Here is a 13,488-nt window from a genome sequence, read left to right as displayed (position 1 = left end):
ATGTCTGCCTAGGGTAAAGCAATCGTTGTACCAGCGTCAATGCTGCTGATGGATTAGCTCGCGTAATGCCGGCTGAGTGTGGCAATCATGTAGCCATGATCGAGCACACCCGCACTTTCGCGCAGGCTGTGCATGGCCCACATCGGGTTACCGACATCGACGGTGGCGATGCCTAATTGCGCTGCCATGATGGGCCCTATGGTGCTGCCGCAGCCTAAATCGGTGCGGTGCGCATATTGTTGATAGGGGACCTCCGCTTGTTCACACAAGTGGATAAAGCGCGCAGCCGTGACGGCATTGGTGCTGTAGCGCTGGTTGGCATTGGTTTTAATGACCGGGCCCTGGTTGACTTGCACATGGTGACACGGTTCATAGCTGCCGGCATGATTGGGGTGAAAGGCATGCGCCATATCGGCACTGATAAAAAAACTGTTGGCAAAGCTGCGCAGCTTGTCTTCTGGCGTGAGATGAGTGCTATGACAAATTCGCTCAATCACATCCAGCAAAAAACTGCCACCCGCCCCCGTGGCGCTTTCAGAGCCCACCTCTTCGTGGTCAAACAGTGCACAAATAGAGGTCGCCTGCGGCGTTTCGGTGCCTAACAGGGCTTCCAACGCGGCATGGCACGAGGCCAGGTTGTCCAGTTGGCTGTTGGCAATAAATTCTTGTTCCATGCCCCAGAAACTGCCGCGCTGGGTGTCATAAAAAGTGAGATCCCAGCCAGCAATGACGTCTGCGGGCACGGCCAGTTTGCCGGCGAGTGTATCAATCAGCAATTGTTTGGCTTCGGTGCTGTTGGCTGCGTGACCAAAAATCAGGGGCAGACCGGTTTGCTTGTTGAGTACCAGGCCTTTTTCATTCACTTCGCGGTTCATGTGTATGGCCAGATTGGGCAGACGCGCCATCGGCTGCTCCAATTTGACCAGACGCGTTTGCAGGCCCTCAGGGGTGCGGAGCACCACACGACCGGCCAGACTCAAGTCGCGGTCGGTAAAAGTGGCCAGAATGGGGCCGCCATAGACTTCTACCCCTAGTTGCGCCAGACCTTCTGTGCTGTAAGCTGCATGCGGTTTCAGGCGCAGGCCGGGTGAGTCGGTATGCGCGCCGACAATGCGCAGGCCGCTGTCGGGAAGGGCTTGTTGACCAAGTACAAAGGCAATGATGGAGCCGCCATCACGCACTACGAAATATTTACCCCCTGCCTTGAATTGCCAAGGTTCGTTTTCACGCAGGTTTTTAAAGCCATGCGCCTTGAGTCGGCTTGCGACCGTGTCTACCGCGTGCCAAGGGCTGGGGCTTTGATCAATAAAATCCAGCAGGGCTTGCGCGTGTTGTCTGGCTTCTACTGAAACTCGCATATTAAACCCAGTCCTTTTCAATCAAAAAGTCAGTATACAGTTTGGCCTCTGCGCTACGGGCTTCAGGTTTCCAGTCATAGCGCCATTTAACGATGGGCGGCATAGAGAGCAAGATGGACTCTGTACGGCCATTGGACTGTAACCCAAAGATCGTGCCGCGATCAAAAATCAGGTTGAACTCAACATAACGGCCTCTGCGATAAGCCTGGAAATCGCGTTCGCGTTCGCCATAAGGCGTCTCTTTACGCCGTTGCACAATGGGCAAATAGGCATTGATAAAGGCATCACCCACCGCACGTTGCAAGGCAAAGCTTTTTTCAAAGCCCAATTCACTAAAGTCATCAAAAAAGACACCGCCGATTCCGCGCGGCTCCTTGCGATGCTTGAGGAAAAAGTAAGCATCACAGTCTTTTTTGAATTTGGGGTAATAATCGGCGCCAAAGGCAGCCAGCGCTTCTTTATTAACGCGGTGAAAGTGGATGCAATCGTCTTCAAAGCCATAGTAAGGCGTCAGATCCATGCCGCCGCCAAACCACCAGATATCCTCTTCACCCGCCTGTTGCGCCCGCGCGACAAAAAAACGCACATTCATGTGTACGGTCGGCACATAGGGGTTGTGCGGGTGAAACACCAGGGAGACGCCCATGGCCTCCCAGGGGCGGCCCGCTGCTTCGGGATGTGCGACGCTGGCCGCAGGCGGCAGCTTGTTGCCGAGCACATGTGAAAAGCCAACCCCAGCCCGCTCAAACACGTTGCCGCCTTCCAGCAGGCAAGAGTTCCCGCCCCCACCTTCAGGGCGCTGCCAGCTATCCTGCAAAAAGGTTTTGCCATCGACGAGTTCAATGGCTTCGACAATACGGGCCTGCAAGCCTTGCAGGTAATCAAAGACGGCCTGGGGTTGGATCTGGTTTGTCATGACAGCTTAGTTTTTGATGGCGCGGTAACCGATATCTTTACGGTACTGAGCACCGTCGAACTGGATTTGTTCCAGTACTTTATAAGCTTGCTGTTGCGCAAACTTGACCGTTTCGCCCAAGGCCGTCACACACAAGACGCGACCGCCACTGGTGACTACCTTGCCGTCCTTGAGGGTGGTGCCAGCGTGGAACACATGACCATCCTGTACGTCTTTCGGCAAGCCATGAATTTCATCGCCCAATCTGGGGGTATCCGGGTAATTGGCGCTTGCCATCACCACACCCAAGGCAAAACGTCTGTCCCATTCTGCTTGTGCCTGGTCCAGCGTGCCATTGACTGCGTGTTCAGCCAGTTCGACCAGGTCTGATTTCAGGCGCATCATGATGGGCTGCGTTTCGGGGTCACCCATGCGGCAGTTGAACTCCAGTGTTTTCACATCGCCTGCCGGTGTAATCATCAACCCGGCGTACAGAAAGCCGGTATACGGGATGCCATCTTTGGCCATGCCTTCAACAGTAGGCACAATAATCTCGCGCATGGCTTTGGCGTGGATCTCTGGCGTCACCACTGGCGCAGGCGAGTAAGCGCCCATGCCGCCGGTGTTGGGGCCTTGGTCGGCATCAAGCAGGCGTTTGTGGTCCTGGCTGGTGGCGAGCGGCAAGATGTTTTTGCCATCGACCATGACCATGAAGCTGGCTTCCTCTCCAGTCAAAAATTCTTCAATGACTACGCGTGCACCGGCATCGCCAAGCTTATTGTCAGCCAGCATTGCATCGACTGCGGCGTGGGCCTCTTCCAATGTCATGGCAACCACCACGCCTTTGCCGGCCGCCAGGCCGTCCGCCTTGATAACGATGGGTGCGCCATTGGCATCAATGTAGGCATGCGCTGGTGCGACCTCGCTGAAGGTCTGGTATTTGGCGGTAGGGATGTTGTGGCGGACCATAAATGCTTTGGCAAAATCCTTGGAGCTTTCCAATTGTGCCGCTGCTTTAGTCGGGCCAAAAATCTTCAGGTCAGCGGCGCGGAATGCATCGACCACGCCTTGCGATAACGGGGCTTCCGGGCCAACAATGGTCAGGGCAATCTGCTCATCTTCGGCAAATTTCACCAACTCATCGATTTTGGTTATCGGCACATTGATCATGTCAGGATTTGTCGCGGTGCCTGCATTACCGGGACCAACATAAACGCGGCTCACTGCTTTGTTTTGTGCGGCTTTCCAGGCCAGTGCGTGCTCACGACCGCCAGAACCAATCACTAAAATTTTCATCTTTTATTACCTGATTAAGTTTGAGCCATAGAGAACTCAGAAGACACAGAGTAGCACTCAAAGACGGAATGCTTTGAAGATGTTCTTTGTGTTCTCTGTGGCAAATAGAATTAATGTCTAAAGTGGCGAATGCCGGTCACGACCATGGCCAGGCCACGTTCATCAGCCGCCGCAATCACTTCCTCATCGCGCATGCTACCACCGGGATGGATCACGCAACTCGCGCCTGCATCGGCCAGTACGTCTACGCCGTCCCGGAACGGGAAAAATGCGTCAGAAGCGACCACTGAACCTTGCAGGCTCAAGCCGGCATTTTGCGCCTTGATGGCGGCGATTTTGGTACTGTCGACACGGCTCATCTGGCCTGCGCCCACGCCTAAGGTCATGCCATTGCCACAGAATACGATGGCGTTGGACTTGACGTATTTAGCCACATTCCAGGCAAACAGCAGGTCTTGCATTTGTTGTGGCGTTGGTTGCAGTTTGGTGACCACTTTCAGGTCTGCCATGTGCATCTCATGGTTGTCGGCAGATTGCAGCAAAATACCTGAACCCACACGCTTGGAATCGACGGCATTGCGGCCTTGTTCCCAAGCGTTATTGCCTCCTTGGGGCAAGGCGATTTTCAGCACGCGTACGTTGGCTTTGGCGGTGAAAATGGCCAGGGCTTCTGGCGTAAAATCGGGGGCAATCAGCACTTCGACAAATTGTTTGGAAACGGCTTCGGCAGCTGCGCCATCAAGCGTGCAGTTGAAGGCAATGATGCCGCCAAAAGCCGAGGTCGGATCGGTTTTGAAGGCTTTGCTGTAGGCTTCCAGTGCGTTCACGCCCAGGGCTACACCGCAAGGGTTGGCGTGTTTGACAATCACGCAGGCCGGGCCGGTGAAAGATTTCACAGCTTCCCAAGCCGCATCTGCATCGGCGATGTTGTTGTAACTCAATTCTTTGCCCTGCAATTGTTGCGCGGTGGCCAGGCTGCCTGGGGCAGGGTAGAGGTCACGGTAGAAGGCGGCTTGCTGATGGCTGTTTTCACCATAACGCAGGTCTTGTACTTTGACAAAATTGCTGTTCATCTGGCCTGGGAACTGGCTCAGGACTGGCTTGCATGCCGCTTCGGTTTCGGTGAAGTCAATGGCGGACAAGTAGTTGCTGATGGCGGCATCGTATTGGGCAATGCGGTTAAATGCGGCCACAGACAATTTGAAACGTGTCGCTTTGGACACGGCGCCCTGATTGGCTTTCAACTCGTTGATCACTTCAGCGTACTGGGCAGCGTCTGTCAGTACGGCGACATCGTTCCAGTTTTTGGCTGCGGAACGCACCATGGCCGGACCGCCGATATCAATGTTTTCAATCGCATCTTCAAGCGTGCAGTTGGGCTTGGCCACCGTCGCTTCAAACGGATAGAGATTGACGGCGAGCAAGTCGATATTCTCAATGCCATATTGCTGCATGGCCGCCACATGTTCAGGCAGGTCGCGGCGTCCCAGCAGGCCACCGTGCACCTTGGGGTGCAGCGTTTTGACACGGCCATCCAGCATTTCTGGAAAACCGGTAAAGTCGCTCACTTCTTTGACGGGAATGTGGTTGTCACGGAACAGTTTTGCAGTGCCCCCCGTGGAAAGGATTTCTACACCCAGTTGGTGCAGGGATTGTGCCAGTTCCAGCACACCGGTTTTATCGGAAACACTGATAAGCGCGCGTTTAATCGTCATAATGAGTTTGAATGGAGTTGCTAAATAAAAAATGAAAAGGCTTAAAAAATGAAAAAGGTCTGATGTTGAGATGTCATCAGACCGGGGTCATGCTTATTCTAGGCCGTAGGCGGCCATTTTTTTTCTTAGGGTGTTGCGGTTAATGCCCAGCATGTCGGCGGCTTTGCTCTGGTTGCCGCCCACTTTGTTCAGTACGTATTCCAGCATGGGCTTTTCCACGCAGCCAAGCACCATTTCGTAAATCGCATGCGGCGGTTGCCCATCCAGATGCATGAAATAGTCGTCCAGAGACTCGCGTACCGCGAGACTTAATTTACTATCGGTTTGCATTAGGCTGCGAGCTCCTGGGTGCCTGGGTGTTCTTGATCCAGTTCAGTCTCCTCGGCGTAGACCAGACGGTCGTTTTTCGCACGGAGCTCGGCAAAGAAGTCATTGATGGCTTGTAATTGTAATTCTATGGTTTGCAAGGTATTCATATTGTGACGGAAGGCCGCAGAGCCAGATAAGCCCTTGGTATACCAGGAAATATGCTTGCGTGCGACGCGCATGCCGGTGAGGTCACCATAAAAAGCATATAAGTCATGCAAGTGCTCCAGCATCACCTGGTGAATTTCATCTACGGTCGGCGGCAGCATGTGCTCGCCAGTCTTCAGAAAGTGCTCGGTTTCGCGGAAGATCCAGGGGCGGCCTTGGGCTGCACGGCCGATCATGACGGCGTCGGCCTGGGTGTAATCAAGCACAAATTTGGCTTTTTCTGGCGTGGTGATATCGCCATTGGCAATCAGCGGAATCTTGATTTGCTGCTTGACGGCGGCAATCGTGTCATATTCGGCGTCGCCATGGTAAAGGTCATTACGCGTGCGGCCATGAATCGTCAGCGCCTGAATGCCGATGTCTTCTGCCATTCTGGCAATCTGGATGGCGTTTTTATTTTGTCTATCCCAGCCGGTACGGATTTTCAGGGTGACTGGCACATCCACCGCATTGACCACGGCCTTGAGGATTTGGGACACCAGCGGTTCGTCTCGCAGCAGGGCAGACCCAGCCATGACGTTACAGATTTTTTTGGCCGGGCAACCCATGTTGATGTCGATGATTTGTGCACCATTGTCGACGTTATGTTTGGCGGCCTCGGCCATCATGGCCGGTTCTGCGCCGGCAATTTGTACCGAGATCGGGCTGACTTCGCCTTCATGGTTGGCGCGGCGCTTGGTTTTTTCACTGCCATACAATAAGGAATTGGAGGTGACCATTTCGGAGACGGCCAGCCCTGCCCCCATTTTTTTGCACAACATGCGGAAAGGACGGTCGGTCACGCCCGCCATAGGGGCAACCACCAGGTTGTTCTTGAGTTGATGCGGTCCGATTTGCATGCTTGGATAAGTCAGTGAAAAGACTGACTATTTTAACTGCAAATCGCAGACGAGGGAATGTTTAAAGTAGCATTTTTGCTTATTTTTTACGCAGATTAATGTGTGTGTTGATTAGTTGCATGGCGCGGTCGCGGAATAACGTTCCTTCGGTGTCTTTGACCCACATGTGCATTAGGCCTGAGAAAAACAGGTGGGTGTCCCAGGCGAGTTCTTGCGGACTAAGCTGGGTGCCGACCTGGCCGATTTCCTGTGCTTTGGCGTAGGCCTGTTCCATTTTGTGCACGAGTCCGCTACAGTTACCTAAAATAGATTTCAGTACATCGGCAAACTCATCCACGTATTCACACTTGGTCATCATGACTTCATAAGTTGCGCGCGTGGTGGTGTCGTCATTAAGAATCTGTACGGTGTTTTCGAGGTGTTTGCGAATGCGGCCCAGTGGATCAATATTGGACTCTTCCGCGTTCCCGAGTAGGGTGTCATCCATGCGGTCTATCAACGGCAAATACACTTCTTCGCGCATGGCATGAAACAAATCTGCCTTATTCTGGAAATGCCAATAGACGGCGCCGCGCGTAACATTGGCATGGGAGGCAATCTGTTCCAGGCTGGTGCGGCTAACCCCTTTTTGCAGAAACATCTGTCGCGCAGCATCAATAATGTGTTGGCGCGTGATGGCGGCATCTTCTTTGGTTTTACGTACCATAAGTATTTATCGCTCTTTCATAAATTCATGAATGTTTCATTTGAATGTCGTATTTTATCAGCGGTCACTGGCAACTTGTGACGGCTCGAGATGGGCAAATTTTTTGCAAAACCCATTTACATACATTCTTGTTTGTATATAATATACATCCAATGATGTATGTAATCAAGTCTATTTTAAAACTAAACAGAGGATAACATGTTGATTTCACAGACTATCCAGCCTCGTCATGCCTTGCTCGTGCTTGCTTTAAGCCTGGGATTGAGTGCTTGCGGAAAATCTTCACAGCAGCAAAATCCAGCCGCAGGCGGCATGCCTGCGATGCCAGTCACCGTGCAAACCGTCGCCGCTGAAACCATCCCAGTGCAGACTGAGGTGGTTGCGCAAACCGAGGGCGCCAAGCAAATTGAAGTGCGTCCCCGCGTCGGTGGTATTGTGCTTAAACGCCTCTATCAAGAAGGGGATGCGGTCAAGGCCGGGCAGGATATGTTCTTGATTGATCCTGTTCCTTACCAGTTGCAGGTAGATCAGTCCAAGGCGCTGATTGCACAGCAAAAAGCCCGCATTGAGCAAACGGCACGTGAGGCGCAACGTCTTAAGGGTTTGCTGGAGAGCCACTCTATCAGTCAGCGTGAATATGATAATGCGGCCTCTGATAACTCTGTTGCCGCAGCGACTTTGTTGCAATATCAGGCGCAACTGCGTGAGGCAGAGCTGAATCTGTCTTATACGCATGTCAAAGCGCCAGAGAGTGGGATTGCCGGTCGCTTTGTGTTGTCAGAAGGGGCGTTGGTCAGTGCCAACACTACCTTGTTAAGCACCATCGTACAATTGTCGCCGATTTGGGTCCGCTTCAGCCTGTCCGAGTCCGAGCTCACAGCGTTGGGCGGGCATTTGCGCCCAGGCCGCGTGCAGGATGTACGATTGATCCTGGCAGACAATACTGAATATCGTTATTCAGGCAAGATTAACTTCTCTGCCAGTCAGATTGACCCGGCATTGGGGACGCAGCAACTGCGGGCCGAGTTCCAGAATGCGGACAGTGCCTTGTTGCCAGGTCAGTTTGTCCGTGTGCGCCTGACCACTGGCAAGCGTGATGGCGTCTTCCTGATTCCGCAAACGGCCGTACTGACTGGTCAGCAAGGCAAGTTTGTCTTTGTGGCCGAAAAAGATAAAGAAGGCAAAACGGTGGCCGCGGTCAGGCCGATTGTCGCGGGCGGCTGGTTTGACAACCGCTGGACGGTGTTGGATGGCTTGAAAGCCGGCGATCAGGTCATTGTCGACAATCTGATCAAGGTGAGACCTGGTGCACCGGTGGCACCACATGCACCAGACGCTGCGCCAGCCCAAACGGCACCGGCAGCAGCCAAGTCTTAACGCATTCACCGTCTTTGTTGAATAAGCCCATTATGTTACCAAGGGCCTGGGCATGTACCAGGCCCGTCTCAGGGAAAACGATATGACCCGATTTTTTATCACACGCCCGATTTTTGCCAGCGTGCTGTCTATCATCATCGTGTTGGCAGGTCTCGCAGCGGCATTCCAGTTGCCGATTGCCCAATATCCGCAAATTGCACCCCCTACGGTGCTGATTACAGCCAGCTATCCTGGTGCCAGCGCAGAAACACTGTCAAAAACCGTGGCTGCCCCGATTGAGGAGCAGCTAAGTGGTGTGGAAAACCTGCTTTACTTTAACTCTAGCTCTGACAGCAGTGGTACTTTAACCATTACCGCCACATTTGATGTCGGTACCGATGTCAACCAGGCGACCTTTAACGTTAGTAACCGCGTGAACATTGCGTTGCCGCGTTTGCCCGAAGATGTACGCCGGACCGGGGTTGTGGTTCAAAAACGTTCGAATGACATCCTGCTGGTCGTGATGCTCACCTCGAAAAACAAAGACCATAATCGTTTGTTCCTGAGTAACTACGCCACCTTGAATTTGCTGGATGAATTCAAGCGCATCAAGGGCGTGGGCGATGTCACCATTTTTGGTGGGCAAGATTACTCCATGCGTGTCTGGTTACGTCCTGACCGCATGGCGCAACTGGGGGTGTCTACCAGCGATGTTTCTGCGGCCATCAGCGCACAAAACGCGCAGTATGCCGCAGGCAAGATCGGTGCCGAGCCCGCTTTGCCTGATCAGCAATTGTCATTTACCGTGACAGCTAAAGGACGGTTGATTGACCCTGAAGAGTTCGGCAACATTATTTTGCGTGCGCAAGGCCCGAACGGTGTCTTGCATCTGAAAGATGTGGCACGCATTGAGTTGGGCGCCCAAAGCTATAACGTGACCTCTGCACTCGATGGCCAGGCTGGTGTGGCAATGCCGGTCTTTTTACAGACCGGTGCCAATGCACTGGATACCGCCAATGCCATCAAGGCCAAGGTGGAAGAGTTAAAAGCCAAATTCCCGCAAGGCATGGAATACAACATTCCTTATGACACCAGTGACTTTGTGAAAGCCACCATCAAAGAAGTGTTCCATACCTTTGGTGAGGCGCTGGTACTGGTCGTGATCGTGGTGTTCCTGTTCCTGCAAAGCTGGCGCGCAACCCTCATTCCGATGATTGCAGTGCCGATTTCGATTGTTGGTACATTTGCCGGCTTGTATGTGTTCGGCTTCTCGATCAACCTGCTGACTCTGTTTGCCATGATTCTGGCCATCGGCATTGTGGTGGATGATGCGATCGTGGTGCTGGAGAATACCGAGCGTTTGATGAAAGAGGAAGGCTTGAACCCGCTGCATGCGGCGATTAAGTCTATTGCACAAGTGCAAGCGGCAGTGGTGGCGATTGTACTGGTCCTGTGCGCAGTGTTTGTTCCTGTGGCATTCCAGGGCGGCATTGCCGGGCAGCTCTATCGTCAGTTCGCGGTCACTGTGGCCATTGCTGTGGTCATTTCAGGCGTGGTGGCGTTAACGCTGACCCCTGCTTTATGTGCCATGATTCTGAAGAGTGGCGGTCATCACGAAAATGCTTTTTTCAGAAAGTTTAACCAGGGCTTTGGCCGGTTGACAAACTTGTACACGGGCACCGTCCGCTTGACCCTTCGTCACAAATTGATTGGTGCCGTCGTGTTTGGGGCCATGCTGGTGGTGATGATCTTCCTGTTCCGTACCGTGCCCGGTGGATTTGTGCCGCCAGAAGATCAGGGCTATGTCATTAGCATTGTGGTGATGCCAGATGGTGCCACCTTGAAGCGGACTTCCCAGACCATGGAAAACATCCGGTCAGCGGTCGCGAAAGATCCTGCCACTGCGCATGAGTTTGCGGTGAATGGGTTTGAATTGCTCACCGGCGCCAACAAAACCAATGCGGCGACCATGTTTGTCCGTATGACGGATTGGGAAAAGCGTACGACCAATGCTGACCAGATGGTTGGAAAGTTGATCGGCATAGGCATGAGTCAGCCGGATGGCATGGGCTTTGCCGTGAACCCGCCAGCGATTCGTGGCTTGGGTTCTGCGGGTGGTTTTGAGGTCTATGTGCAGAGTCATGGGGATACGGATCCCATCAAGCTGGCGCAAGTCATGAACAACTTTATGGATGCAATGCGTGCCAATCCGCAACTGACACAGATTAATAGTTTCTTCCGGCCGACCGTACCGCAGTTGTACATCGAGGTAGATGAAGCCAAAGCCTTGTCACAGAATGTGAAAATTGCGGATATTTACGCGACCTTGCAGAGCACCATGGGTTCGCTCTATGTCAACGACTTTAACCGTAATGGCCGGACTTACCGCGTGCAGTTGCAAGCCGAGGCGGGTTACCGCATGAAGCCTGAAGACCTGGGCAAAGTGTATGTACGTAGCCAGCCGACGGATGATAATCCGAATGGCAATATGGTGCCGATGTCTGCATTGGCAAAAGTCAGCAACATCGTCGGTGCCGAACAGCTGGAACGCTACAATGGCCTGCTGTCTGCCAAAGTGTTCGGTAGCGGTGCGCCCGGCGTGAGCTCTGGCGATGCGATCAAACTGGTGGAAAAAATCGCCAAGGAAAACTTGCCGGATGGTTACCAGATTGCCTGGACCGGTCAGGCTTACCAGGAAAAACGGACAGGTTCTGCTGCGCTGGTGGCTTTTGGCTTCGCCACCATCATGGTGTTCCTGATCCTGGCGGCACAGTTTGAAACCTGGTCCTTGCCACTGGCAGTGATCATGGCGATCCCGTTTGCCATGACAGGCGCCTTGCTGGCAGTGTTGACGCGTGGCATGAACAACGACATCTACTTCCAGATTGGCCTGATTACGCTGATCGGTCTGGCGGCCAAAAACGCCATCCTGATTGTGGAATTTGCCTCGCAAAAAATGGAAGAGGGCATGCCGTTGGCTGAAGCTGCGCTTGAAGCCGCCCGCTTGCGCTTCAGACCGATTGTGATGACGTCCATGGCGTTTGTGCTGGGGATTATTCCACTGGTATTTGCGACCGGTGCAGGTGCTGCAGCGCGTCAATCCATGGGGACGGGCGTCTTCGGCGGCATGTTGCTGGCAACCTTTATTGCCACCATCTTTATCCCATTGTTCTTTACCTGGCTGACCAGTGAGAAAAAAGTGCGTCACCATGGTCATGTTGAAGAAGAGGAAGCGGTATGAAACCGACAGTAAAACAACTGGTGTGGGCACAACGCCCGCTCATCATCGCGCTGGCAGCCTTGTCGTTGGCAGGTTGCCAGTTACTGGGCCCGCTATACAGCCGCCCTGACAGTCCGCTGCCACAGGGGTATGTCGAGCCCCAAGCGGCGACGTCGACGGCGGTGCCTGCGGCACAAATGCAGCAATGGTGGTCCTTGTTTAATGATCCAGTGTTAACCAGGCTGATTGATACTGCGCTGGTCAACAACAGTGATGTGCAGCTCGCCGTGGCACGCATTGAACAATACGATGCCGTGGCGCGTGAAACCTCTGGCAATGTGCTGCCGACCATCACGCTGGACAACAACAATACCCGTACCAGAATTACCGGGGCAGGGCCTAACCCGGTTTTCGGGGTCAACCCGCGTAATGACAATAAACTGGCGTTAAACGGCAGTATTGAGCTGGATGTGTGGGGCAAGTTGAGAACGGCCAATGTCGCGGCACGGGCCAATCTGCTGTCGACCGAGTATGCCCGTGAGGCAGTACGCTGGTCATTGGTAGGGCTCGTGACCAATCAATACCTGATAATCCGTAGTCTGGATGGACAGCTGGCCGTCAACGCCGAAAACATCAAAACGGCGCAAGAAAGCCTGGCCATGACACAGCGGCAGCTGGATGCAGGCGTCAATACCGCGCTGGATGTTAATCAGGCTGAGCTGGTGGTGACCAATTTACGCGCGCAATCGCTGGAGTTGCAGCGCCAACGTTCAATCAGCGAGCATCAGCTCGGAGTGTTGACTGCAGACTTAAGCGTCAAAATCCCGGTCGGCGGTTTAATGTCCATGCCGATACCGCCGATGCCTCCCGCAGGCTTGCCATCCACCTTGCTGGAATCACGTCCGGATATCCGCCAGACTGAGCAGGATTTGATCGCTGCACATGCGAATGTGAAATTGGCAAAAGCAGCCCTGTATCCGACCTTGTCACTGACCGGGGCTTATGGTGGCGAGAGTAAAATCCTGAGTGACCTGTTTACGGCGCCAGCCAAAATCTGGACACTGGGCTTTGCAGCAAGCTTGCCAATATTCAATGGTGGACGCTTGAACGCCAGGGTCGATCAGGCCTCTGCCTTGCAGAAGCAGGCCGTGATTAACTACCAGGCTGCCTTGCGGACTGCGTTTAGCGAAGTGAATGATGCGCTGGTGAATGCGCGCCAATACCGTGAACAAGAAGCGGTTGCAGAGTCCAAGCAAAAAACCACTGCCAACATTTTGCGTATTTCGCAAAATCGGTATCAGGCGGGTTACTCCAGCTATCTTGAAGTGCTGGATGCGCAACGTAACCATAATGAGGCGACACAAGCCTTGGTTCAGAGCCGACAAAACACGCTGACAGCCACCGTGTCACTGTTTAAAGCCCTGGGCGCGGGTTGGGATCCAGAGCCACTAAAGAAAAAAGCCGAGGCTTCCAAGTAAGTCATGGCTTTATTCAGCGCGCCGGGAGTAATTATCTCCCGGCGTTTTTATTTGGCCGGCCGCATGCTGGCGAGGCTTGGAGATTTACGGT

General features: G+C 53.4%; 10 protein-coding genes. 3 read left to right on the top strand and 7 right to left on the bottom strand.

The genetic code is table 11. The annotated features are described in order from the left end of the window. Nucleotides 1-53 precede the first annotated feature (53 nt). From AACH41_RS12050 to AACH41_RS12020, 7 genes are all read right to left on the bottom strand, one after another. The gene (locus tag AACH41_RS12050) at nt 54-1,358 is read right to left on the bottom strand and encodes a M18 family aminopeptidase (protein ID WP_313985528.1); all 1,305 of its coding nucleotides are present in this window, start codon (nt 1,356-1,358) and stop codon (nt 54-56) included. A gap of 1 nt (nt 1,359) precedes the next feature. Then, complete coding sequence (gene hemF / locus AACH41_RS12045; RefSeq protein WP_194748701.1) at nt 1,360-2,274, bottom strand: oxygen-dependent coproporphyrinogen oxidase; 915 nt, start codon at nt 2,272-2,274, stop codon at nt 1,360-1,362. A 6-nt stretch (nt 2,275-2,280) separates the two neighbouring features. After that, nucleotides 2,281-3,549 (bottom strand): phosphoribosylamine--glycine ligase, encoded by a 1,269-nt coding sequence (gene purD / locus AACH41_RS12040; protein ID WP_338655361.1) that lies wholly within the window; start codon nt 3,547-3,549, stop codon nt 2,281-2,283. A 110-nt stretch (nt 3,550-3,659) separates the two neighbouring features. Further along, complete coding sequence (purH, locus tag AACH41_RS12035) at nt 3,660-5,264, bottom strand: bifunctional phosphoribosylaminoimidazolecarboxamide formyltransferase/IMP cyclohydrolase (RefSeq protein WP_338655360.1); 1,605 nt, start codon at nt 5,262-5,264, stop codon at nt 3,660-3,662. Nucleotides 5,265-5,357: 93 nt separating this feature from the next. Continuing rightward, the gene (locus AACH41_RS12030; protein ID WP_194748698.1) at nt 5,358-5,594 is read right to left on the bottom strand and encodes a helix-turn-helix domain-containing protein; all 237 of its coding nucleotides are present in this window, start codon (nt 5,592-5,594) and stop codon (nt 5,358-5,360) included. Continuing rightward, nucleotides 5,594-6,637 (bottom strand): tRNA dihydrouridine synthase DusB, encoded by a 1,044-nt coding sequence (dusB, locus tag AACH41_RS12025; RefSeq protein WP_194748697.1) that lies wholly within the window; start codon nt 6,635-6,637, stop codon nt 5,594-5,596. Before dusB ends, AACH41_RS12030 begins: the two co-directional genes overlap by 1 nt. Nucleotides 6,638-6,716: 79 nt before the next feature. Then, nucleotides 6,717-7,343, bottom strand: coding sequence for a TetR family transcriptional regulator (locus AACH41_RS12020; RefSeq protein WP_194748696.1), 627 nt, complete (start codon nt 7,341-7,343; stop codon nt 6,717-6,719). A gap of 198 nt (nt 7,344-7,541) precedes the next feature. On the opposite strand from AACH41_RS12020, the gene AACH41_RS12015 reads away from it, so the two are divergent. The 3 genes from AACH41_RS12015 (at nt 7,542) to AACH41_RS12005 (ending at nt 13,397) form a co-directional block, all read left to right on the top strand. Beyond that, entirely contained in the window at nt 7,542-8,720 is a 1,179-nt protein-coding gene (locus tag AACH41_RS12015; protein ID WP_338655354.1) for an efflux RND transporter periplasmic adaptor subunit, read from the top strand. Nucleotides 8,721-8,802: 82 nt separating this feature from the next. Then, a complete protein-coding gene (locus AACH41_RS12010) occupies nt 8,803-11,940 on the top strand; it encodes a multidrug efflux RND transporter permease subunit (RefSeq protein ID WP_313985541.1) in 3,138 nt (1,045 codons plus the stop codon). Continuing rightward, nucleotides 11,937-13,397, top strand: a complete 1,461-nt coding sequence (locus tag AACH41_RS12005) for an efflux transporter outer membrane subunit (protein WP_275356342.1) — start codon at nt 11,937-11,939, stop codon at nt 13,395-13,397. Before AACH41_RS12010 ends, AACH41_RS12005 begins: the two co-directional genes overlap by 4 nt. The last annotated feature ends 91 nt before the right edge of the window (nt 13,398-13,488 follow it).

Source organism: Methylophilus sp. DW102 (assembly GCF_037076555.1).
Classification (GTDB): domain Bacteria; phylum Pseudomonadota; class Gammaproteobacteria; order Burkholderiales; family Methylophilaceae; genus Methylophilus; species Methylophilus glucosoxydans.
The sequence above is the reverse complement of the archived record's forward strand: the minus strand, read 5'-3'. Positions and strand labels throughout refer to the sequence as shown.

Excerpts from the sequence above, each read along its gene's own strand:
- dusB (WP_194748697.1), bottom strand. The coding sequence starts at position 6,637 with ATGCAAATCGGACCGCATCAACTCAAGAACAACCTGGTGGTTGCCCCT.
- AACH41_RS12010 (WP_313985541.1), top strand. The coding sequence starts at position 8,803 with ATGACCCGATTTTTTATCACACGCCCGATTTTTGCCAGCGTGCTGTCT.
- AACH41_RS12050 (WP_313985528.1), bottom strand. The coding sequence starts at position 1,358 with ATGCGAGTTTCAGTAGAAGCCAGACAACACGCGCAAGCCCTGCTGGAT.
- AACH41_RS12005 (WP_275356342.1), top strand. The coding sequence starts at position 11,937 with ATGAAACCGACAGTAAAACAACTGGTGTGGGCACAACGCCCGCTCATC.
- AACH41_RS12020 (WP_194748696.1), bottom strand. The coding sequence starts at position 7,343 with ATGGTACGTAAAACCAAAGAAGATGCCGCCATCACGCGCCAACACATT.
- AACH41_RS12015 (WP_338655354.1), top strand. The coding sequence starts at position 7,542 with ATGTTGATTTCACAGACTATCCAGCCTCGTCATGCCTTGCTCGTGCTT.
- purD (WP_338655361.1), bottom strand. The coding sequence starts at position 3,549 with ATGAAAATTTTAGTGATTGGTTCTGGCGGTCGTGAGCACGCACTGGCC.
- purH (WP_338655360.1), bottom strand. The coding sequence starts at position 5,264 with ATGACGATTAAACGCGCGCTTATCAGTGTTTCCGATAAAACCGGTGTG.
- AACH41_RS12030 (WP_194748698.1), bottom strand. The coding sequence starts at position 5,594 with ATGCAAACCGATAGTAAATTAAGTCTCGCGGTACGCGAGTCTCTGGAC.
- hemF (WP_194748701.1), bottom strand. The coding sequence starts at position 2,274 with ATGACAAACCAGATCCAACCCCAGGCCGTCTTTGATTACCTGCAAGGC.